Origin of the sequence: Kribbella sp. NPDC049584 (assembly GCF_040675555.1) — a bacterium.
Classification (GTDB): Bacteria; Actinomycetota; Actinomycetes; order Propionibacteriales; family Kribbellaceae; genus Kribbella.
Genome location: NZ_JBFAPF010000001.1, coordinates 1,005,412 through 1,027,571, shown reverse-complemented (window position 1 = coordinate 1,027,571; position 22,160 = coordinate 1,005,412). Strand labels below are relative to the sequence as shown.

The following is a 22,160-nucleotide window of genomic DNA, read 5'->3' as shown; positions in this document are numbered from 1 at the left end:
ATCGGGGCTACCCCCACGCGGTTCCCACGGGTGTGGAAGGGCTTCTTACGCTCCGGTGGGGTTTTGTCGGTGTCGTCTGGCACTCTGAAGGGCGATGAACGAGCCAGGGGTGTTGCTGACTGCGCGGGCGATGGTGCTGCACGACCTCGCCGCGCGGGGCTTCGACGACGCGGTGATGGTGTCGCTGCTGGAGGACGCCGTGGCCGGTCGTCAGTGGTGGCTCGACCAGTGGCCCGACGGCGCCGAACACATCGCCGGCCTGGTCGCCCAGGATGTCCAAGACCGCTTGGTCGACTCGGGAGTCCGCTGGCCGCGCTGCACCGCCTGCGACGACCTCCACGACCACGAACTCCGAATCGAGCCAGAGCTGGGCCCCGACCCCCACTGGGTCTGCGAACGAGCCGGCATCACAGTCGCACCGCTAGGTCACCTCACCTAGTCCCTGCCGTCCACTCAGGCCTGCACGACCGAACCCCACGGCCTTTGTGGGACGTGGGGTTCGGGGGGATGCTCAGCTGACGGCGGAGCAGGTTGGGTCGAGGCGGTCTGCGAGCCTTAGCTCTTGGCGGGCGGTGGTTCGCAGTACGGCGCTCAAGCGGGCGCGGAGTGCGAGGGGGCGGCGGGGTTCGTCGTACTCCTCCTGGGGAGCGTTCGGAAGAGCGGACTGGGCCAGGTTGCGGGCGTTCTCGACCGCGGTGTTGCCGGGGATGAAGTACGTCATGGTTCTGCTCCCTCCTGAGAGCGTGTTCGATCAGCCCGGGAACCGGAGCCGGTCCCAGGTAGGTGTGTGTGGATTTGTCAGCGCTTAGGAGCCGGTCCGCTGCTGGAGCGGACGATCAGCTGTGTCGGCATCAGTAGTTGGCGCTCGGTGGTCGACGGGTCGAGCAGGATCCGTCCGACCGCGCGTCCTTTGTCCTTGATCGGCTGGCGGACCGTGGTCAGCCCGGCGGCTTCGGCAGCCGGGATGTCGTCGAACCCGGCCAGCGTCAGATCGCGACCCGGAGTCAGCCCCCGAACCTTCATCGCTTCCATGGCGCCCAGAGCCTGGACGTCGCTGAGCCCGACGATCGCGGTGGGCCGGTCCTGCGAGTCGAGCACGTACTCCGCGCCGCGCACTCCGGACGCGAATGCGTTGTGCCCGCCGGAGACGATGCGCAGCCGCGCGTCCGGCATCGTCTTCTGCAGCCCTCGGATCCGCAGCTCGCAGTCGGTGTACCCGACCTCGTCGAGCGTCAGCTCGACCGGGCGCCCGCCGGCAGCCTCGGCGTTGTCGACGAGTACGACGACGTCGCGGTGACCGAGCCGGGCCAGGTGCTCGCCCAGTTGTGCGGCTGCTTCGACCTCGTCGATCGCGACCCAGGACAGATCCGGATGGTCGCCCCGATCGGTCGAGACGGCAGGGATCCCACGGTTGGCGAGGATGTCCAGCGCCGGATGACCGCCCGGCACGCAGAAGATCGCCGCCGCGTCGATGGCTGCCTGCTGTACTGCGTTGCTCCCGCCGGCGATGTCGGTCGAACTGAGCGGCATCAGCAGCAGGCTGGTGGCGAACTCCTCCGCGACCTCGGCGAGCCCGGCCAGGAAGCCGACCGCGTACGGGTCCGAGAAGGCGTAGGCCAGCTTGTCCGTGAAGAGCACCCCGACCGCGCCGGCCTTCCCGCTGCGCAAGGCGCGGGCCGACGCGTCCGGTCCGGCGTACCCGAGCTCGCGCGCGGTGGCCAGGATCCGCTCGCGGAGGGCGGTGGAGAGCTGGTCGGGCTTGTTGTAGGCGTTCGAGACGGTCGACGGCGAAACGCCGACGGCCTTGGCCACCGTCTTGAGCGTCACTCCGGCCATCTCGACCACCCCTTCTGTATCGTTCTTCTAAATCGTTCTAGAAAAACGATACAGAAGGCTGGCGGCGAGTGCAACACCAATTCCGCGAAGGTGCGAGAAGATAGCGGGCATGGGTTCGTTGCTGGAGATCATCGCGCTGCATCCGGCGGATGCGGAGGCGGCTCAGGAGGGCGGGGCGGACCGGCTGGAGCTGTGCGCCTCGATGGAGGCGGACGGGTTGTGCCCGTCGGTGTCGACGGTCAGTGCGATCCGCCGCGTCACCGATCTGCCGTTGCGGGTCATGCTGCGGCTGGAGAACTCGTTCACCACCAACGGCGCCGAGCTGAACCGGCTCACCGCCATGGCGCAGTCCTACCTGTCCGCCGGTGCTGACGGGTTCGTGCTCGGCTTCCTGACCCCCGACAACCAGGTAGACGTCGAGTCGGTCTCTGCGCTGACCAGCACCTTCGCCGGTACGCCGTGGACGTTCCACCGCGCCATAGACGCAGTGCTCGAGCAGCAGCGGGCGTGGAGCGCGCTGCGCACCATGTCCGGTCTGGACTGCGTACTGACGGCAGGCTCCTCGATCGGTGTCAGCCACGGGCTGGACGACCTGTGCAAGCTGGCTAAGGAGGACTCCGCCGTGGCGGGCGTGATGATGGCCGGTGGTGGTCTGCAGCCGGAGCATGTCCCGTGGCTGTTCCAGAGCGGCGTACGCCGGTTCCACGTCGGTTCGTCGGTGCGCCAGGACGGCTCCTGGACGAAGGCGTACGTGAACTCCCGGTTCGTGCGTTCCTGGCGCAATCTGCTCGACGCGCAGGACGCTCGCGAATGATCCTCATCGACCCACCCGCCTGGCCGGCGTGGAATAGAGTCTGGTCCCACCTGGTCAGCGACGAGTCCTACGAGGAGCTCCACGCATTCGCGAAGGCCGCCGGCATCCCCTCCCGCGGCTTCGACCGCGACCACTACGACGTACCCAGCGACCGGTACGACGACCTGATCGCCGCCGGCGCCGTACCGGTGTCCAGCCGGGAGCTCGTCCGCCGGATCACCGCTGCGGGACTCCGGCACCGGAAACGGCCCCCGACCGAGTAGATCGGGGGCCGTTGTCCAGTCGAGGTTCAGTCGAGCAGTTCGGTCACGGTGCCGGCGGCGACGGTGTGGCCGCCTTCGCGGACCGCGAAGCCGAGGCCGACGTTCATCGCGATCGGCTTCTCCAGCTCCACGCCGAGGTCGATCGTGTCGCCGGGCATCACCAGGGTGATCTCACCGAGGTCGATGCCGCCCGACACGTCCGTCGTACGGAAGTAGAACTGTGGACGGTAGTCCGCGGCGAACGGGGTGTGCCGACCACCTTCCGCCGTGGACAGCGCGTGCAGGGTCGCTCGGAACTTCCGGTGCGGCCGCACACTGCCCGGCAACGCCACCACCTGGCCGCGACGGACCTCGTCGCGCTTCACGCCACGCAGCAGCACCGCCGCGTTGTCGCCCGCGTCCGCGGACTCCAGCGACTTGCCGAACGTCTCCATGCCGATCGCCGTGCTGGTGACCGTCGGACCGAGGCCGACGACCTCGACCGCGTCGCCGAGCTTCAGCGAACCGCGCTCGACCGCACCGGTGACCACTGTGCCGCGGCCGCTGATGGTGAGCACGTTCTCGATCGGCATCAGGAACGGCTCGCCCAGCTCTCGGTCCGGCACCGGCACGTAGCTGTCGACCGCGTCCAGCAGCTCACCGATCGCGGCGGTCCACTTCGGGTCGCCTTCCAGCGCCTTGAGACCGGACACGCGGACGACCGGTACGTCGTCACCCGGGAAGCCGTACTCCGACAGGAGCTCACGGACCTCCAGCTCGACCAGGTCGAGCAGCTCGGGGTCGTCGACGGTGTCCGCCTTGTTCAGCGCGACCACCAGGTACGGCACACCCACGCGGCGCGCGAGCAGCACGTGCTCCCGCGTCTGCGGCATGGCGCCGTCCTGCGCGGAGACGACCAGGATCGCGGCGTCCACCTGCGCGGCGCCGGTGATCATGTTCTTCACGTAGTCGGCGTGCCCGGGCATGTCGACGTGCGCGTAGTGGCGGGTCGCGGTCTCGTACTCGACGTGCGAGATGTTGATCGTGATCCCGCGCTGGATCTCCTCCGGCGCACGGTCGATGCCGTCGAAGGCGATGAAGCGGTTGACACTCGGGTCGCGCTCCGCGAGCACCTTGGTGATCGCGGCGGTCAGCGTGGTCTTGCCGTGGTCGACGTGACCCATCGTGCCGATGTTGAGGTGCGGCTTGGTCCGCACGAACTGGCTCTTGGCCATGAGTTTTCCCTTGTATGTCAGAAGATTCGCTGAGAGCCAGGACCCTCCGGCAAGCCCTCCAGTGCTGTCACCACACGGAGGGGGCCGGTGAGAGCCACCCTCCTCCGCGGGTCCTGCTCAGCAGGAGGAGGGTCAGCTTCGCGTGCCGGTGAAGGCTGAATCGACTGACGCCCACGTGGGAGCGCCCGTCAGGCCCTTGCCTGACAGGTCGGACTCGAAAACCACGTGGAACATGCGGATCACGGTATTAAGTAACCGTGCCCGCGGCAACAGAATTCCCGCGCAGCACGGGCAAAGCCAAGGGAAGGAAGAAGGAGGAGGAGAGGGGGCTAGTTCAGTGCGAACAGCCGGGTGCCGTCGGAGAAGACGGGGCGGGCGGCGGCCACGGTGACGGCCGGCCTGTTGCAGGTGACCTCTTCGGACTTGGCCACCGGCTGGGCGTTGACGCTGGGCAGGATCGGTCGTGGTTGGACGCCGGTGGTGCCGATCATGACGGGGGAGCAGCTGCCGTTCGGCTGTGGCATCAGTGTGACGACGCGCCCGTCCGGCAGCAGTCCGAACCCGTTCCGCGGGTACTCCGGTTGCTGCAGCTTCGGCGGCACCTGCAAGAGGTGATGCCACTGCGGCGTGCCATCAGCAGGGCTCGACGACGACACGTCGTACGTCTGCGGCTGTCCGGGGTCGTCCCCGGTGCGGCACGTGATGAGCACCAACGACGCATGTGTGGCGGCCAGCTGCGCGTCGCAGGACGACGAGCCGAGGCGCGGCCGCGGCGTCCCCGGCACCGGCGTGGTCCAGATGACGCGGCCCTCGCCGACGTCGACGCTCCACTGGTACAGCGTCCCGCCGGCAGCCCCGGTCCAGATCAGGCCAGACACCTCACGGGTGTCCGGTACGGCGACCAGATCCCCGACCCACGTGGACGGGTCCAGCTCCGCACTCAGGTCGATCCGTGCTCCCAGATCGACCTCCCAGCGCTGAGCGCCCGTCTTGAGATCCAGTCCGCGTACGACGGCACTGTTCCCGGCGCACGCGTCCACGACGACCGCCTGGTCGCCGACCAGCGCGCCCTGGGTCACGTTGCAGCGCACCTGCGCCCGCCAGTGCGTCGGGCTGCTCACGCCGTGGGCCACGACGTAGTTCCCTTCAGCTACGAGCAGCTGGTTCTCGTCGACCGCCAGCGCCGTACCGTCGGTGTGAACCTCGGTCAGCACCTGCCCGCTCACCGCGTCCAGTACGGCGTACGTCGGAAGGTCGATGCCCGCGGGCTCGCGGTACTCCGAGTGCGGGAGATGCGCAGCGATCGTTCTGGTGTCCGCCGACACCAGAAGCCCCTTCGCGCCACTCGATGCGGCGTCCTGTACGTCGGCACGCGAGTAGCGCCACCGGATCTGGCCAGTGGCCGCGTCGGACATCACCACGCCGTCGGACCGCAGTTCGGCGACTCCACCCGCAGTACCCGTGATCGCACCGGTTGCTGGAACCTCGCGGCTCCACGCCAGCGTCCCGTCGAGCTGCACCGGCAGCTGCGTCGGCTCGATCGTGGTCGTCGTACTGACCGTGTTGGCCGTCTCCAGCCGGGCCTGCACGAACGGCTCACCGGCCGACACCACGACCCACGCCAGCAGCGCACCGCAGATCGCGGTCGCACCCACGCCCAGCCACCGCGGAGGAGCCTGCGCGTACGGCGGTGCGAGCCGCAACCGCCTCGCCAGCGCCAACAGCGCGCCCGCGAGGACCAGCGCGACCGAAGCGAGCATCAGGTACGGCCAGCGCTCCGACATGGCTGCACCGGGCTGTGCGGCCGGCCAGCGCCACCAGCACAGACCGATCGCGACCACACCGACAACAGCGAACACAACCGCCGGAATGGTCACCAGTCGCTGCTGAGCACGCCGGAACCACGCACAGGTCAGTGCGGCCGCCACCGCTGTACCGGCGATCGGCGCCCACACCGGGAAGCCACCGGCGTCGGACGGGTCGGCCGGCCACTTGGCGGCCGCACCGAGGCCGCGGCCCAGGAGGACCGAGGACGCGACGACCGCACCGAGGGCGGCACCGAAGTAGATGATCGGGATCAGCCCGCCGATCGGTCGGGCCGCCCTAGGGCCCAGGGACCCGACCTCCCGGGCCAGGTTCTCCCGGGCCGGTCGCTCCCACTCCTCATGGCCTCTCGGCGTCATGTACAGGCGGGTGTCGCTCAGGCCCTGCAGGAACGTCATCCGGCCGCGGGCGAAATCACGGTCACCGATATGCGCGTACTCCTGCCGGATCCCGGCGGCGTACTCGTCGTAGCGGTGCTGCGGCAGGCTCAGGATCCGCAGGTCGGCGTCGCAGAGCACGGCGCCGTTGCGGTCGTCCGGTGCGCAGTCGTGCTTCGCGGTCAGCCGGACCAGGCGGCCGATCTCCTCGACCCGCGCGGCCTCCACGCCGTACGCCGCGAGCTCGAGCTCGGCCAGCTGGGCCGAGACCTCCTCGTTCTCACCGGGATCGGCCTGCGGGTCGTAGATCGCGTCGTGGAACCAGGCCGCCAGCCGGACCGTGTCCGCGTCGTCGGCGTACTCCGCCAGGTCGTCGATGGTCTCCAGCACCTCGGTCAGGTGGCGCTGGTCGTGATAGTGGCGATGTTGCTCTGCGTAACGAGCCAGCAGATCCTCGCCCAACGGCTGCGCATGCGGCAGCAGGCGATTCCACCGGTCGCGCAGGTCCATGGATAAGGAGTCTGGCACCCCATCGGAGCCTGTACCGACCGATCCGGGGTTCGCGGATAGGGTCGTGGCCAAAGCGATATCGGCTCGTCACCTGACCGGTTCGACAGGTGCGTCCGGCATCGAATTCCACCGGTGGGATTGCGGTGCAGATCACACTTCGGCTCGGGAGGTCGAGATGCGGTTCGGTCTGGTGGGGACGGGCGGGTGGGCGGCGCGTACGCACGCTCCGGGGCTCGCGGCGGCGGCCGGGGTCGAGCTGGCCGGCGTGTGGGGCCGGCACCCGGAGAAAACGGCCGCCTTCGCGGGTGAGTTCGGACTGGCGGCGTACGACGACTACGCGGAGTTACTCGAGTCCGTCGACGCGGTGGCGTTTGCCGTACCGCCACGGGTGCAGGCATCGATGGCGCTCGAAGCGGCGGCCGTCGGGAAGCATCTGCTGCTCGACAAGCCGGTCTCCGACTCGCTGGACGACGCTCGTGCGCTGGTCGAGGAGGCCGAGGACGAGGGCATCGCGTCGGTCGTGTTCCTCACCCAGCGGTTCGAGCCGCCGATGCGCGAGTTCTTCGCCGGTCTGGCGGCCACCGGCGGCTGGAAGGGCGGCTGGAGCCGGATGCTCGCCTCGCTGGACGCGCCGGGCAACCGCTACGCGAACTCGGTCTGGCGGCGTGAGCAGTGGGGGTCGCTCTGGGACGTCGGCCCGCATGCTCTGTCCAACCTGGCAGCGATGCTCGGTCCGATCGGTGAGGTCACCGCTGTCGGTGGCGGCGACGGTCTGATCCACATGGTCCTCACTCACGAGTCCGGCGCGACCAGCACGGCCAGCATCACCCTGCTCGCCCCGCCGGCTGGCAGCAACTTCGAGACCGGAGTCTGGGGCGAATCGGGTACGGCGCTGCTCCCGGAGCGCACGACCCCGGCCGCGGACGCACTCCGGCTCGCCGCGGAGGAGTTGGTCGTGGCAGCGGAGTCAGGCGAGTCCCACCCGACCGACGTGGCCTTCGGCACCCGCATCGTCGAGCTACTGGCTTCTGCGCAGAAGCAGCTCAGCGCAGGGCGATGACCGTGCCTGAGCCGGACGTGAGGACCAGATTGCCGACCGCACGCGGATCCCGATTGCAGGAGATGCCGGTAGGCAGACGGACCTGACGGAAGCCGGTCTGGCTGATCACGTTCGCGATGCACCCGGTCGCGCCGCGGCTCAACGAGATGACGCGGCCGTCCGCGGTCACTGTGACCTTCACGCGTGGACTGACGGGAGCCTGCGTCTGCCAGGCGGTCAGGCCGGTGTTGGCGTCGATCGCCGTGACGATGCTCTTGCGGTTCTCCAGACTGCTCGGGCCGGGACAGTCGACCACGATCAGGTACTTCCCCGCAGCGTTGAGCAGCGTCCGGCAGGACCAGGTCCTCGGCACTTCCCAACGCCAGCGGACGTCGCCGGTCCGCGGCTCGATCGCCGTCAGTGCGGCAGGTACGTCGGAGTCGCCGCCGGGCTCGGCCACGACAACCAGACCGGCGACCACGACAGGTCGCCGGTACGTGTCCGACGTCTTCGTCCACAGCTTCTTGCCGGACTGGACGTCCAGCGCAGCCATCTCGTCAGGGCGGTCGTCGCAGGTGTGACTGACGAACGTGACCACCGTCTCGGCCGTGGCGATCGCGCCCAGGTCGGTGCAGTCGCCGGAGTCGTACGTCCAGCGTTCGTGGCCGCTCGGGTCCACGCCGTGCAGCTTGCCGGAGCGTTCGCCGGTCAGGAGGGGCTGCGACTGCTGGATGTACCGGTCCCGCGTCCGGCCGGGCCAGGCGGCCTTGCGCTCGCCCGTGTTCGCGTCGAGCAGTAGATAGCCGACGTCGGCGAACTGAGCGAGGACGTAGTCGCCGTTGCCGGTCGCAGCGATGACTGGTTTCTCGTCGGAGTCGGATCGGCTGTAGCGCCAGCGCAGTTCGCCGGTGGCTGCATCCAGCATCTCGACCACGCCGCTCGGACGGGGGATCGCGAGGCCGTAGCGGGTGCCGATTGCTTCTTCCGCACCGGTGCCGGCGACCGACTCGCTGACCCATGCCACGCTGCCGTCGAGGACGGACGGCAGTGCCTTGCCCGCTTGGCCTGGTGTTCCTTCGACTCGCTCGTTCGAGCCGAGTACATAGCCGCGCGACAGCGGCTGGATGATCAGCAACAGCGTGAGTGCGACTGCGGCCGGTGCTGCGAGCCAGGCCAGTTGCTGGCCCAGATTGCGCGCCGGAAGGAACCGGGCCGTCCTCGTGCGGAGCAGCGACGCCACCAGGGCAGCAGCGCTGGCGACCAGCAGCAGGAGCAGTGCGGAGATCATCAACGGGACGCGCAGGCCCACACCGACGGCGACATTCGTCCGCGGTGCCTGCGCCCAGGCCACGAGCAGTCCGGTCACCGCGATCGCCAGTACGGCGCCGGCGACGAGGCGGGCGCGCTGACTGGCGCTACGGGCACAGCGGAACAGGACCGGTGCGCTGAAGAACGACAGCACGGCCAGCGCGATAGGCGGCCAGCCGGGTTCGTCCTGTGCTGCTGGGATCTGCCATGACGCACCGGAGGCGGCGATGGCGACTACTGCGGCAGCGATCGCAGTGAAGGTAGCCGTCGCGGTCAAAGCGGCCTGTTGCCAACCACGCCACGGAGCCGGGAGCTCGCTGTCCAGTCCGGCCAGCTCTGACTCGAGGTTGACGCGGGCGACCGGCCCGAGCCGTTGGCGGGCCAGTTGCGTTCGGTAGAGGTGGCCGTCGAGCAGTTCGCGTACTTCGTCGTACCGGTGCTCGAGTGCGGCCTTGCGGTCGCTGGCATCCCGGCGTACCTCGGCGGTGTGTACGGCGTACCGACTGGGGTCGGAGGCGAGGATCGCGTTGACGGCATCGAGCAGTACGTCGCCGTTCGCGTCGCGGCGGGGTGGTGCGTAGGCGTCCGGTGGTGGTGCGGCGAGGTCACCGGTCAGTCGGATCAGGCGGGAGACCTCCGCGATCCGGATCGGCGGTACGCCGTACTGCGGGAGGAGCTGCTCGGCCAGACGGGCTGAGGCTTCGGCGTCCTCGGATGGCGTGCCGCCCGGCTCGTGGACCGCGCGGTGGAACCAGGCCGCGAGCCGGACGCTCGTCGGGTCGGTCGACAGCTGGATGAACGAGTCCAGCGCGGTGAGGACGATGGCGAGGTACTGGTCGCGGTACGCGCGGCGGTTGCGTTCGACGTACCGCGCGACGAGCTCGTCCGCGAGCGAGGCAGACCCGGGCACCAGGTCAGCCCACCGCGCCCGTAGCTCCACCACTGCTTCAGTTTGCCAGCAGCACCTCTACAACCAGCCCTCGATCACCCCACCGCCACCTTGCGGTTGGCGTGCAGGTTCACCGGGTGTGTGCGGGTGGCTACTGCTTGGCGGACAGGATGCCCGTGAGCAGGCCCGGGTAGAGCGCCTCGAGGTCTTCGCGGCGCAGGACGCTGATCCGGCGGGTGCCGTCGGTGTGGGTCGAGAGCACGCCGGCCTCGCGGAGCGTCTTGAGGTGGTGGGCGCGGGTTGATGCCGTGACCGGCAGCTCGATGTCGCCGCAGCAGACACCTGCCGGGTTGTCGGCCAATGCACGGACGATCGTGAGCCGGACAGGCTCGCCCAGTGCCTGGAGAACCGCTTCGACGCGGATCTCGTCCCGCTCCGGCTGTGGGAGAACCTTCGTGGCCATGTGTCCATACTACGACGCCTGTCGAAGTTCGACGAGGATCGTAGTACGATGATGATCGAACTAGTGAACCCCTTCCCGGAAGGCCTTCGATGTCCGCACGGATCTACCTGCTCGGCGCCGGTGCGTTCGCGGTCGGCACCAGCGCGTACGTCGTGTCCGGTGTGCTCCCCGACGTGAGCTCCGAGCTGCATGTCTCGCTGACTGCCGCGGGCCAGCTCGCCACCGCGTTCTCCCTGTCTTATGCGATCGGTGCGCCGATCCTGTCCACGCTGACCGGCCGCTGGGAGCGCCGTACGCTCCTGATCGCCGCACTGGTCCTGGCCGCGCTCGGCAACCTGATCGCCGCGCTGGCCGTCAACTACCCGATCTTGATCGCCGGCCGGGTCGTGGCCGCGTTCGGCGCCGCCATGTACACCCCGGCAGCCACTCTGTTCGCCACGAGCTTGCTGCGTCCGGAGGAGCGCGGTAGAGCAGTCGCCATCGTGTTCGGCGGTCTGACCTTCGCACTGGTGCTCGGCGTACCTGCTGGCACGCTGCTCGGCCCGAGCCTTGGCTACAAGGGCGTCTTCGCTCTGATCACCGCAGTCGCCGTACTGGTCGCGATCGCCGAGCGGGCCGCGCTGCCCACGGTCGACGCGCCCCCAGCGGTCAGTCTGCGCGAACGCTTCGCCGGTGTGACCGATCGGCGCGTGCAGATCATCCTGGCGATCACAGTCCTCGCGGTGCTCGCGGCGTTCAGCGTGTACATCTACATCGTCCCGCTGCTGAAGCACACCGCCGGTCTGAGCGGCAGTGTCACCGGTCTGCTCCTGCTGCTGTACGGCGTGGGCGCGGTCGTCGGCAACTTCCTCGGCGGCCGGATCACGGATCGCTTCGGCAGTCTCCGTACTCTCGCCGTCCTGATGATCGGTATCACCGCCGTCCTCGCGACCCTCGACGTCACGCTGACGACCGAGGTGGGTGCCGGCGCCGCACTGGTGGTGTGGGGCATGCTGACCTGGGCCTTCAACCCGCCGATCCAGAACCTGTTGCTCGAGCTCGGCGGCGGCCTGCTGATCTCGCTCAACGCATCCGCGATCTACCTGGGAGCCGGACTGTCGGCCGTGGTCGGCGGCCTGGTGATCCAGGCGTTCGGCGTCGGCTATCTGCCGGTGCTGGCCAGCGCACTGTCGCTGGTCGTGCTCGGCCTGGTCTACGCGCTCTGGCGTGACTCTGCGCTTCAGCGGGTCGAGGAGCTAGAACGTGAGGAAGACATCTTCCTCACAGCCGCAGCCGACTGAGGCCGGGCGGTAGCGGCAGGTTCCAGGCTGGTGGTCACGCGGCTTCGAGAACCGCGGGCAGGTCTTCGTTGTGGACCACGACCAGTGAAGTGACGGCGCGGGTCAGGCAGACGTAGAGCCGACGGAGACCGGTCCGCTCGTCGGCCTCACCAGCCACGATGCCGGCCGGCTCTACCAGCACTACGTGGTCGAATTCGAGACCCTTGGCAAGTGAGGCCGGTACGACGTCCAGGTGGGCGTCGACGTCGTCTTCGTCGCCGAGGACCGAGAACGCGATGCCGTGCAGCGCTTTCCGGGTCGCTGCCACCAGCGCGTCCGGAACGATCAGTCCGATCGAACCGGGACGCTCGGACACCTCACGGACGGCAGTGACCGCGGCGGCGAGGCTGTCCGGTACGCGGGAGATCGTGAGCTCACCACGCGCGCGTCGTACCGCGGTCGGTGGCTTGAGGTGTGGTGCGATCGTCGGGAGGAGGCGGGCGGCGTACTCGATGACCTGGCCGGGGACGCGGAAGCCCGCGGTCAGCTCCTCGGTGTGGGCGCCCGTCTTGCCCAGATGCTTCAACGCTTCGTCCCAGGACGGCGTGGCCCACGGTGTGGTGCCCTGCGCGATGTCACCGAGGACCGTCATCGAGCCGGTCGAGCAGCGTCGTCCGACCGCGCGCAGCTGCATCGCGGACAGGTCCTGTGCCTCGTCCAGTACGACGTGGCCGAGTGACGGTGTGCGGTCGACCAGATCGGCGATCTCGTCGATCAGCGTGGCATCGGCAACGGACCATTTGGCCGCACCGGCGGAGCGCGGGACCTTGTCCCAGATCAGCATCGCCTGCTCGTCGGCGGTGAGGATGCCGTCGGCGTGCTCGGCCAGAAGCTCCGGGTCGGTGAAGAGGCGGAACAGTAGCTTCGCCGGGTCTACGGCCGGCCAGAGCGCTTCGGCGTACTGCTTGACCGGTCGGCTCCGGGCGACCGAGTCCTGCACCCGGTCGTCGGGGGAGTCGCCGGCCGCCTCCATCCGCAGCAGGACCGCATGGGCGAGCCGCTGGGGCAGCATCGCCCGGCCTGCGCCGTACCGGATGCCGCGGTTGCGCAGCTCGGTGATCAACTCCTCGGCCTCGTACGCCGCTACGCGCCAGCGGTGTGCTCCGCGCGGCACGACCAGCGGCTCCTTGGGCAGATTGAGGTTCGACCACACGGCGCGGTGCAGTACTTCGGCCATCCGCGCGTCGCCCTTGAGTACGTCGACCAGCGCCGGCCCCGGACCGGCGATCTTCACTCGCGCGACCAGCTCCTCGACGGTGGTCTGCTTCGCCTCGATCTCACCCAGGGCTGGGAGGACGTCGCCGATGTAGCGCAGGAAGCTCGCGTTCGGGCCGACCACGAGCACACCGGCCCGGCTGAGCTGGTCCCGGTACGCATAGAGCAGGTACGCCGCTCTGTGCAGCCCGACCGCGGTCTTACCGGTGCCGGGTGCTCCTTGCACGCAGATGGTGTCGTCGACGCCGGCCCGGACGATCACGTCCTGCTCCGGCTGGATGGTCGCGACGATGTCCCGCATCGGGCCGGAACGCGGCCGCTCGATCTCCGCGTCCAGGATGTTGCTGTGCTGCTCCGTCGGAGCAGAGCTGGTCAGGTCCTCGTCCTCGAACGCCGTCATCTCGCCGTGCGTGAAGCCGAACCGCCGGCGTACCCCCACGCCCATCGGTTCGGTCTTGCTGGCCCGGTAGAACGGCACCGAGATGTCTGCTCGCCAGTCCACGACGAGCGGCTCGCCCAGCGCGTCGTTCACGTGCCGGCGGCCGATGTGGAAGGTCTCGTCGGTCGGCTCGAGGTAGTCCAGCCGCCCGAAGAACAGCGGTACGTCCGGGTCGTCCTCCAGCTCTTTCATCCGCCGGTAGATGGCGGCCTTCAGGAACTCCTGGTTGACCCGGTCGGCGCTGTGGATCTCCAGTGCGCCGGTCTTCTCCCGCATCACGGCCAGTGCGGCCCGGGAGTTCTTCAGGTAGTTCTTCTCGGCCTGGAGGATGTCGGACGTATCGGGGGGCATGCTGAAACCTCCGGCAGCAGTGGGGGAGCCCAGCTACGTTACTTGAGCACCCTCCGTGGTGGTACCGAATTACGCGAGCGCGGCCTGTCGGCGTGCAGGCCGGGCCGGAGCAGGAACGGCAGGCTGGCTGCGAGCAGTAGCAGTGCGACGATGCCGTCCAGCCAGTAGTGGTTGCCGGTCACGACGACCACGCTGAACGTGATGATCGGGTGCAGCAGCCACAGCCAGCGCCAGCGCGACCTGGTGATCAGGATCATCGAGAGTGCGATCAGAGCCGCCCAGCCGACGTGCAGACTCGGCATCGCGGCGAACTGGTTCGCCGGCCCGCCGGTGTGGTCCGGGCCGTACACGGACTGACCGAACCGCAGCCCGGTGTCGACGAAGCCCGGCATCATCCGCGGCGGCGCCAGCGGGAACGCGATGTGACCGATCAGTGCGAGTCCGGTCAGCGACACCATCGTCCAGCGGACATGCGAGTAGGCCTTCGGGCGCCAGATGCTCAGCCAGAGCAGCACGGCGGCAGTCAGCGGCGCATGCACGCTCGCGTAGTACATGTTGGCGCCTTCGACCAGGTGAGGGAACTGGAGCGCCCACTGCTGGATCGCGGCCTCGTTCGGCAGGTGCAGCCAGTTCTGGAACGACAACACCTCGTGTGCATGGCCGAACGCGGAGCCGGTATGCCGGGCCGCGATCTGCCGGCCCGCGCTGTAGACGAGGAAGAGGGTGGCCAACAGGACTGCTTCCCGTACCACCCTCCAGAAGACCTGGACCCCTCGTTGCTGCTGTTCCCCACCCTGCCCCACCCGCTCCAGCGCTTCGATCCCCATAGTTTTCGACGGTACCTGCCGTTCCCACAGGGTTTGCCCAGGCGCAACCCTGGCGTTGCCCTGGGCAACCCCCGAAACGTGCTTTGAGACGGAGCTGTGATCAGCCCTTGACGGCTCCGGTGAGAACGCCCTTCGCGAAGTGGCGCTGCAGGAACGGGTAGATGACCAGGATCGGCACGATCGAGACGACCAGGATCGCCATCTGGATCGAGGCCTGCGGCGGGAGCAGTTCGGTGCCCAGCTCGGCACTGCCCAGTTGGGTGTCGTTGATGACGTACGTCCGCAGTACAAGCTGCAACGGCCAGAGCTTGGAGTCGTTGAGGTAGAGCAGTGCGGAGAAGAACGCGTTCCAGTACGCCACGGCGTAGAACAGGCCGATCACGGACAGCACCGCCTTCGACAGCGGCAGCACGATGTACGTGAACGTCTTGAGCTCACCCGCGCCGTCGATCCGGGCGCTCTCGGTGATCTCGTTCGGCAGGTTCATGAAGAACGCCCGCAGGACGACGACGTTGAACGCGCTGATCATCGTCGGCACGATCAGGGCCCAGATGCTGTCCAGCAGCCCGACGCCCTTCACGGTCAGGTACGTCGGGATGATGCCCGGCGAGAACAGCATGCTGAACAGCACGATCAGCAGGATCGGCCGCCCGGCCGTGAAGCTGGGCCGTGCCAGCGCGTACGCCAGCAGACACGACACGGTCAGACTGAGCAGCGTGCCGACGACGGTGACGAAGATGCTGACGAACAGCGCCTGCGTCACCACGCCGCCGGCGAACAGCGACTCGTACGCCGCGAAGTTCACCGACTTCGGGAACAGCACCAGGCCGCCGGACTCGTTGATCTGTTTGTTCGGCGCCACGCTGGTCGAGATCACGCCGACGAACGGGATGATCACGACCGCGCAGAAGACCAGCAGCACGAGACCCTTGAAGATCCGCATCGGCCAGCCGGGCATTGGCACGCCTTGGACGATCTTGGTACTCATCGCTGGTACACCCCTTGCTCGCCGAAGATGTGGGCGACCTTGTTCGCGGTGAGGACGAGGACCACGCCGACGACGCCCTTGACCAGTCCGACCGCCGCGGCCACGCCCCAGGCGCCACCGAGTACGCCGTTGTTGTAGACGTACGTGTCCAGTACTTCGCTGACGTCCCGGCCGACCGCCTGTTGCTGCAGGATGATCTGCTCGAACCCGACCGTCAGCGAGTCACCGAGCCGCAGGATGAACAGCAGGATGATGATCCCGCGCAGTCCGGGCAGCGTGACGTGCCACAGCTGTTTCATCCGGCTCGCGCCGTCCACACTCGCCGCCTCGTACAGCTGCGAGTCGATCTGGGACAGCGCGGCCAGGAACAGGATGGTCGCCCACCCGGTGTCCTTCCAGATGATCTGCGAGGTCAGCAGCACGTGGAACAGCTCGGAGTTCCCGATGATGTTGATCGTGGCCAGGTCGTGGGAGCGCAGGTAGTTGTTCAGCAACCCGCTGCCGCCGAGCATCTGCTGGAACAGCGCGACCACGATCACCCAGGACATGAAGTGCGGCAGGTAGAGGATGCTCTGCGCGATCCGCTTGATCCGCTCGGAGAACAGCGAGTTCAGCAGCAGCGCGAGCAGGATCGGCGCGGGGAACACGAAGATCGACTGCAGGCAGGTGAGGATCAGCGTGTTCTTCAGCGCCCGCAGGAACGCCGGGTCGCCGTTGAAGATCACGCTGAAGTTCTCCCAGCCCGACCAGTCGCTGCTGGTGATGCCGAGGAAGGGCTGGTAGTCCTTGAACGCGATCACGTTGCCCAGCAGTGGGACGTAGTGGAACACGATGATCAGCGCACAGCCTGGCAGTGCGAACAGCAGCAGGACGCGGTCCCGCAGCAGCCGCCGGCCGAGGCTCAGCTGCTGCTGCGGGCGCTTGGAGGTTCGTTGCAGCATTACTTCCCGCCTGTCGCGGTGAAAGCGTCCTGCAGCTCGCCGCGGATCTTCTCACCGCCCGAGGACAGGAAGGTCTTGACCGCGGGCGCCCACTCCGACACCTGCTTCTTGCCCTGCACGATCTGGTTCTCCAGGTCGGTCAGGACGCCGGTCAGCTGACCCCACTGCTTCGACATCGTCTCGGAGTACAGGCCGTACGACGCGTCGTACAGCAGCCGGTCCGCGATCTTCTGCTGGATCTTGTGCTGGTTCTGCGGTACGTCGGGCTTGCCGGCCCAGTAGAGCGCCAGCGTCGAGTCGGAGATGTACTGCAGGCCGATACCCGTCTCCACGACACCGGTCTTGGTCGGGACCGGGTCGGTGCCCTGCAGGGTGTAGTGCCGGCCCGCCACGCCGTACTTGCGGAACAGGTACTCCTCCGTGCCGAACGGTGCGGCCATCCAGTTCGCCACCTTGAGCAGCGTCTCCACGGAGTGCTTGGTGGACTTGTTGAACGCGGTGACGTTGTTCAGCGCCGCACCCATCCACACCTTGCCGTCACCACTGCTGAAGCCCGGTACGTCGAGCATGTTGACGCCGAACGCGTCCCCGGCGGTGTTGTCGGAGTAGTACTGGTTCCAGGCCACGAAGCTGTCGTAGTCGAACGCCGCGGTGCCGCCGTTGAACCACTGCTTGCGGGCCGCTGCCTTTGCGCTGAACGTGTCCGGGTTGATGACGCCGGCAGCCACCATCTTGCGGGCCGCCTCGAGCGCGTCCTCGTTGCCGTCCACCTCGTACACCGAGGTGAACTTGCCGCCCTCCTCCTTCCAGTTGTTCGGGAGGCCGAGCATCATCCGCAGGTACGACGTGGGCACGCGGGTCCACGCCCAGCGGTTCTCCTTCGCCGCGGTCATCTCCTTGCAGAGGTCGAAGAACTCCTCGAAGTTCTTCGGCGCCGGGTCCTTGATGCCCTTCGCGGCGAGCAGGTCGGTGCGGTACAGCGGCAGCGACGTACGCGACATGCCGCGCGGCACCGGGACGCCGTAGATCGCGCCGTTGAAGACGCAGCCCTTCCAGTACAGGCTCGGGATGTTCGCCAGGAACGGGTACTTCTTCACCGCGTCGCCGGACAGGTGCTCGGTCAGGTCCATCGCCTTGGCCTTGAGCAGTCCGGGGATCTGCGGCGTGCCCGGCGGGACGTTGAGGATGTCCGGCAGGTCGCCGCCGGCGATCCGGGTGGCGAACTTGTCGTTGTACTCGTCGTTCGACGCCATGCTGATCTGCAGCTCGGAGCCGAGCCGCTTGTTCAGCTCCTGCCAGAACTGGTTCTTGTCGACCGACGGCGGGATCGCGCCCGGGATGTTGGTCATGAACGTGATCGGCTTGCCGTCGCCGGGCACCTCGGAGATCGCCTTCACCGGGTTCGCCGGGTACTTCAGGAACCCGTCCAGCACCACGTCGGTGCCGGGCAGGTCCGGCTTGATCTCGCCGTACTTGGTGTACGTCGGGAGCTTCACCGCCGAGTTGGCGGCCGCGGTGTTCTTCTTGTCCGACGCGCACCCCGCCAGCAGCGGCGTACCGGTGACCGCGACAGCGGCGGCGGCCAGGCCGCCGCCGAGGAAAGATCTTCTGCTGACTGGCATGAGGCCTCACTTCCATCGGAGGGCCACACCATGACATAGTACGTCCTATGTCTTCAAGAGTCGGCGCGATGGAAATCGTCTTCGACCCCGCGGGGAGCGGCTATCACACGTTCCGGATCCCGTCCGTGGTCGTGCAGGATTCACTGCTGCTCGCGTTCTGCGAGGGACGGTTGCACGGGTCCGGCGACGCGGGCGAGATCGAGATCGTCCTGCGGCGCTCGCTGGACGGCGGGCAGACCTGGCTGCCGACGCAGGTGGTGTCGGCGAAGGCCGGCAAGACCTGTGGCAACCCGGTGCCCCTGTTCGACCCGGTGTCCGGCGACGTCGTGCTGGTGACGGTGGAGAACGGCGCCGACGCTGTCGAGATGTCGCTGGCTCGTGGCACCGATCCGGAGTCCGGCCGGCGGGTGTTCGTGCAGCGGTCGTCGGACGACGGTGCGACCTGGAGCCCGACGGTGGAGATCACGTCGCAGGTGAAGCCGGCGGACTGGGGCTGGTACGCGACCGGGCCGTGTCACGGGATCACGCTGCGCTCGGGGCGTCTCGTCGTACCGGCTAACCACTCCCATGTGCCGTCCGAGCCGGTGGACGACCTGATCCGGCTCAACGGCGGGCACTGCATCTACAGCGACGACGGTGGTGTGAACTGGTCCGTGGGCTTCGTCGGTCGCAACGACGGCGCGGAGATCAACGCCAACGAGACCACCGTCGCCGAGCTGCCCGACGGACGGCTCTACTTCAACGCCCGCAACCACCAGGGCACCGGACCCGCCCGCGTCCACGCCTGGTCGTCCGACGGCGGTCAGACCCTCGATGCGCCGTACGCCGGGATCCCTGAGATCACGGCGCCCGTGATCCAGGGGAGCGTCGTCTGCCTGCCTGATGGACGGCTGCTGCTGTCGACACCGGTCAACCCGACGTCCCGCCGTGAGCTGACCATCTTCGTGTCCGAGGACGCCGGTGTGTCGTGGGAGCCGGCGCTGGTCGTGCACGAGGGCATGGCCGGGTATTCCGATCTGGCGCTGCTGGCCGACGGGTCCGTCGGCATCTTCTACGAGGCCGGTGAGACGTCCTCGTTCGCGACCTTGCGCTTTGCCACATTCGCCCTTTGAGGTTGGGAGACCCCTTGACCGCATCCGCCCGTTTGACTGGCGTCGTACCGCCGCTCGTCACTCCACTCACACCGTCGTACGACGTCGACACCGCATCGCTGGCGCGGCTGATCCAGTACCAGCTGGCCGGGGGTGTGAACGGGGTGTTCGTGCTCGGCACCTCCGGTGAGGGCACGTTCCTGACCGACGAGCAGCGGCAGGTCGTGCTGGAGACGACTGTGGCGGAGGTGGCCGGACAGGTGCCGGTGCTGGCCGGCGTCATCGACACGTCGACCAACCGGGTCGCCGCGCATGTCTCCGCCGCTCTCAAGGCAGGTGTCGACGCATTGGTCGCCACCGCGCCCTTCTACGCAGCCACACATCGCGCCGAGATCGAGCGCCACTTCGTCAAGCTGGCTGGTCTGGCGGGGGAGGTGCCGCTCTACGCCTACGACATCCCGTCCCGGGTCGGCACCAAGCTCCCGGCCTCCGTCGTCATGGCTCTGGGAGAGCAGGGCGTGATTGCCGGAGTCAAGGATTCGTCCGGCCAGGAGACGTCGTTGCGCGAGCTGGTGCTCTCCCGCCGCGAGAAGCAGCTGGACGAATTCGCGATCATGACCGGCTCCGAGGTGACGGTCGACTCCGCACTGGCCTTCGGCGTGGACGGCGTCGTACCCGGCCTCGGCAACGTGGACCCGGCCGGCTACGTCCGGCTGTTCAAGGCGGCTGTCGGTGGTGACGCGGAGGCTGCCCGGGCCGAGCAGGACCGGCTGTTCCGCCTCTTCGACATCATCAACGTCGCGGACCGGACGAGGATGGGTGCGAGCTCGGCCGCACTGGGTGCGTTCAAGGCCGGGCTGCATCTGCTCGGCGTGATCGACTGCCCGGTGACGGCGTACCCCTGCATTCCTTTGAACGACACGGAGATCGCCGCGGTCCGGCCGCTCCTCGACCGCGCCGGATTACACTGAGCGGTTCGAGGGGGGTGTCCGACCTAAGGGAGGCCGGCAGTGACGACGGGTGGGCTCAGCCGGGCACGAGGTGCGGCGGGGAACCAGTCCTTCATCCGGGATGCGATGAAGTCGTACATCCTGGAGCGCGGGCTGAAGGCGGGTGACCCGCTGCCCAACGAGCAGGAGCTGATGGCGCAGCTCGGCGTCGGCCGGCACCCGCTCCGCGAGGCGATGAAGGCACTGCAGGCCGTCGGGATCATCGAGATCCGGCACGGGTACGGGACGTACGTCGGCGAGGTGAACCTGCAGTCCCTCGAGGACGGGCTGGCCTTCCGCATGTCACAGTCGATGGCCGGCGACCTCCGCGACGTACAGAACGTGCTGGAGGTCCGCCAGGCCATCGAGGTCGGCCTGGCGGACGACGTGGTCGCCCACTTCAAGCAGTACGGGTACGACGCGTTGGAGCCGATCGTCCAGCGCATGGAGGCCAAGGCCGCCGAGGGCCAGTACTTCCCCGACGAGGACTGGGCCTTCCACCAGGCGCTCTACGAGCCGCTGGGCAACGCTCTAGTGATCGACCTACTGTCGGTCTTCTGGCGCACGTTCGCCCAGGTAGACGCCCGCCTCCCCGGCGCCCGCTACACCCCGGCCGACGCCGCCGCCTGGCACCGAGACCTTCTCAATGCCTTGGAGTCGGCCAACCCAGACACCTACGCCCACTCCATGAAGAGCCACTTCAACGGCATCCACACCCGCCTAGGGGAGTGAGTTATCTGCATCTCGACAGGACGTATACGTCCACTGTGAGGAATCGGCGGGTCCGCTGAGCGGTGGGATGACGGCCGGAGGCCGACACCTCCTGTCGGGATGTCGCCTGTGGATGAACCAACGCAGCAGCCGGTCGATGTCAGGCACGATCCTGGGATGCAATCGCTCGCCCAGTTCCTGCTGCACCGGGGTGGTTGGGCTACCTTCGCTGACCTCACCGGGGCGGCCTCTCGCCATGCTGTTGCCACGGCCCTCGAGCGCGGTGAGATCGAGCGGATCGCGGCGGGAATCTACGCGTTGCCTGGCCTTCCGGCCGATACTGCGGCGGTGCTCGCCTATGACGGAGTACTGTCACACGTGAGTGCGGCGGATGCTCTGGGTCTGCCTCTTCTGGTAAGGCCCGAGAAGCCGCACGTGATGGTCCCGCCGCGCCGACGTCCACGTCCTGGGCCGCCCGCTGTGCTGCATTGGGCCGAGGTCAGTTCCGGCGAGCGCCAGGATCGCATCACCTCGCTGTCGAGGACTGTTCTCGACTGTTCGCGAATGCTGCCGTTCGCTGAGGGACTTGCCGTCGCCGACGCAGCGCTGGCGACCGGGCGCTTGCACTCGGAGGAGTTGCTTGCCGGTGCCGTCGCGCTGCGGGGCGCCGGTTGTCCGAACGCTCGCCAGGTGGCGACCGCCGCGACGGCACTGTCCGGCAGCTTCCTGGAATCGATGCTCAGGGCGTTGCTCATCATCGAAGGCATCGAGGATTTCGAACCGCAACTTCTGGTGACGCACGAGGGTTTCTGCGCACGGGTGGACCTGGGACATCAGCAGGCCAGATTGGTACTGGAAGCCGAAGGCTTCGAGTACCACGGTTCCCGGCGGGATTTCGCGGCCGACTGCTATCGCTACGACGAGCTGAATGCGGCCGGCTGGCTGGTCCTCCGGTTCACGTACGAACAGATCATCGGCGACCCGACCTGGGTGGTGGCAACCATTCGTGCGGCGCTGGCCCAGCGGCTCGCCTGAGGAATTCCTGCATCTCGACAGGAGGTGTCCCTCAAATCCCGGCCACGCCTCGCGCGCCCAGCGTGGCAATCGTTCTCTTCAGCCGACACGTCCTG

At 68.0% G+C, this 22,160-nt stretch carries 20 protein-coding genes; 9 read left to right on the top strand and 11 right to left on the bottom strand.

What is annotated here, in order from left to right; genetic code table 11:
* The first annotated feature begins 94 nt into the window (after positions 1-94).
* Entirely contained in the window at positions 95-439 is a 345-nt protein-coding gene (locus AB0J62_RS05075) for a hypothetical protein (RefSeq protein ID WP_355482883.1), read from the top strand.
* Positions 440-511: 72 nt separating this feature from the next.
* Here the strand turns inward: AB0J62_RS05075 and AB0J62_RS05070 are convergent, their stop codons facing one another.
* Both AB0J62_RS05070 and AB0J62_RS05065 read right to left on the bottom strand, forming a co-directional pair.
* Positions 512-721 (bottom strand): hypothetical protein, encoded by a 210-nt coding sequence (locus AB0J62_RS05070; protein WP_363864558.1) that lies wholly within the window; start codon positions 719-721, stop codon positions 512-514.
* A 77-nt stretch (positions 722-798) separates the two neighbouring features.
* Positions 799-1,836, bottom strand: a complete 1,038-nt coding sequence (locus AB0J62_RS05065; protein ID WP_363864556.1) for a LacI family DNA-binding transcriptional regulator — start codon at positions 1,834-1,836, stop codon at positions 799-801.
* 109 nt (positions 1,837-1,945) lie between these two features.
* Here AB0J62_RS05065 and AB0J62_RS05060 point away from each other — a divergent pair, with 109 nt between their 5' ends.
* Both AB0J62_RS05060 and AB0J62_RS05055 read left to right on the top strand, forming a co-directional pair.
* Positions 1,946-2,650: a copper homeostasis protein CutC gene (locus tag AB0J62_RS05060; RefSeq protein WP_363864554.1), complete on the top strand. Its 705-nt coding sequence runs from the start codon at positions 1,946-1,948 to the stop codon at positions 2,648-2,650.
* Positions 2,647-2,913, top strand: coding sequence for a DUF4031 domain-containing protein (locus tag AB0J62_RS05055; RefSeq protein WP_134107446.1), 267 nt, complete (start codon positions 2,647-2,649; stop codon positions 2,911-2,913). The genes AB0J62_RS05060 and AB0J62_RS05055 overlap by 4 nt, the downstream gene beginning before the upstream one ends.
* A gap of 26 nt (positions 2,914-2,939) precedes the next feature.
* Here AB0J62_RS05055 and tuf read toward each other — a convergent pair whose 3' ends face one another.
* Together tuf and AB0J62_RS05045 are read right to left on the bottom strand one after the other, a co-directional pair.
* The gene (tuf, locus tag AB0J62_RS05050; RefSeq protein ID WP_363864552.1) at positions 2,940-4,127 is read right to left on the bottom strand and encodes an elongation factor Tu; all 1,188 of its coding nucleotides are present in this window, start codon (positions 4,125-4,127) and stop codon (positions 2,940-2,942) included.
* Positions 4,128-4,456: 329 nt separating this feature from the next.
* The gene (locus tag AB0J62_RS05045) at positions 4,457-6,838 is read right to left on the bottom strand and encodes a hypothetical protein (protein ID WP_363864550.1); all 2,382 of its coding nucleotides are present in this window, start codon (positions 6,836-6,838) and stop codon (positions 4,457-4,459) included.
* Between the two features lie 175 nt (positions 6,839-7,013).
* Between AB0J62_RS05045 and AB0J62_RS05040 the strand changes: the two genes are divergently transcribed.
* Positions 7,014-7,898: a Gfo/Idh/MocA family oxidoreductase gene (locus AB0J62_RS05040; protein WP_363864548.1), complete on the top strand. Its 885-nt coding sequence runs from the start codon at positions 7,014-7,016 to the stop codon at positions 7,896-7,898.
* On the opposite strand, the gene AB0J62_RS05035 is transcribed toward AB0J62_RS05040, so the two are convergent.
* Both AB0J62_RS05035 and AB0J62_RS05030 read right to left on the bottom strand, forming a co-directional pair.
* Positions 7,882-10,128, bottom strand: coding sequence for a PQQ-binding-like beta-propeller repeat protein (locus AB0J62_RS05035; protein WP_363864546.1), 2,247 nt, complete (start codon positions 10,126-10,128; stop codon positions 7,882-7,884). The two genes, AB0J62_RS05040 and AB0J62_RS05035, sit on opposite strands and share 17 nt — an antisense overlap.
* A gap of 97 nt (positions 10,129-10,225) precedes the next feature.
* Complete coding sequence (locus tag AB0J62_RS05030; RefSeq protein ID WP_363864544.1) at positions 10,226-10,537, bottom strand: metalloregulator ArsR/SmtB family transcription factor; 312 nt, start codon at positions 10,535-10,537, stop codon at positions 10,226-10,228.
* An 89-nt stretch (positions 10,538-10,626) separates the two neighbouring features.
* On the opposite strand from AB0J62_RS05030, the gene AB0J62_RS05025 reads away from it, so the two are divergent.
* Positions 10,627-11,817, top strand: coding sequence for an MFS transporter (locus tag AB0J62_RS05025; protein ID WP_363864543.1), 1,191 nt, complete (start codon positions 10,627-10,629; stop codon positions 11,815-11,817).
* A 34-nt stretch (positions 11,818-11,851) separates the two neighbouring features.
* Here the strand turns inward: AB0J62_RS05025 and AB0J62_RS05020 are convergent, their stop codons facing one another.
* The 5 genes from AB0J62_RS05020 to AB0J62_RS05000 all read right to left on the bottom strand — a co-directional run bounded on the left by AB0J62_RS05020 (position 11,852) and on the right by AB0J62_RS05000 (position 18,239).
* Complete coding sequence (locus AB0J62_RS05020) at positions 11,852-13,861, bottom strand: ATP-binding domain-containing protein (RefSeq protein WP_363864541.1); 2,010 nt, start codon at positions 13,859-13,861, stop codon at positions 11,852-11,854.
* A gap of 38 nt (positions 13,862-13,899) precedes the next feature.
* Entirely contained in the window at positions 13,900-14,688 is a 789-nt protein-coding gene (locus tag AB0J62_RS05015) for a phosphatase PAP2 family protein (protein WP_363864539.1), read from the bottom strand.
* Positions 14,689-14,788: 100 nt separating this feature from the next.
* The gene (locus AB0J62_RS05010) at positions 14,789-15,676 is read right to left on the bottom strand and encodes a carbohydrate ABC transporter permease (protein ID WP_363864537.1); all 888 of its coding nucleotides are present in this window, start codon (positions 15,674-15,676) and stop codon (positions 14,789-14,791) included.
* Positions 15,673-16,617: an ABC transporter permease subunit gene (locus tag AB0J62_RS05005; protein ID WP_363864535.1), complete on the bottom strand. Its 945-nt coding sequence runs from the start codon at positions 16,615-16,617 to the stop codon at positions 15,673-15,675. Before AB0J62_RS05005 ends, AB0J62_RS05010 begins: the two co-directional genes overlap by 4 nt.
* Positions 16,617-18,239, bottom strand: coding sequence for an extracellular solute-binding protein (locus tag AB0J62_RS05000; protein ID WP_363864533.1), 1,623 nt, complete (start codon positions 18,237-18,239; stop codon positions 16,617-16,619). Before AB0J62_RS05000 ends, AB0J62_RS05005 begins: the two co-directional genes overlap by 1 nt.
* Before the next feature lie 47 nt (positions 18,240-18,286).
* Between AB0J62_RS05000 and AB0J62_RS04995 the strand changes: the two genes are divergently transcribed.
* The 4 genes from AB0J62_RS04995 (at position 18,287) to AB0J62_RS04980 (ending at position 22,065) form a co-directional block, all read left to right on the top strand.
* Positions 18,287-19,351, top strand: a complete 1,065-nt coding sequence (locus AB0J62_RS04995) for a sialidase family protein (protein ID WP_363864531.1) — start codon at positions 18,287-18,289, stop codon at positions 19,349-19,351.
* A gap of 14 nt (positions 19,352-19,365) precedes the next feature.
* Positions 19,366-20,301, top strand: coding sequence for a dihydrodipicolinate synthase family protein (locus tag AB0J62_RS04990; protein WP_363864529.1), 936 nt, complete (start codon positions 19,366-19,368; stop codon positions 20,299-20,301).
* 39 nt (positions 20,302-20,340) lie between these two features.
* A complete protein-coding gene (locus tag AB0J62_RS04985; protein ID WP_238160520.1) occupies positions 20,341-21,051 on the top strand; it encodes an FCD domain-containing protein in 711 nt (236 codons plus the stop codon).
* 156 nt (positions 21,052-21,207) lie between these two features.
* A complete protein-coding gene (locus tag AB0J62_RS04980) occupies positions 21,208-22,065 on the top strand; it encodes a type IV toxin-antitoxin system AbiEi family antitoxin domain-containing protein (protein WP_363864527.1) in 858 nt (285 codons plus the stop codon).
* Positions 22,066-22,160 lie beyond the last annotated feature (95 nt).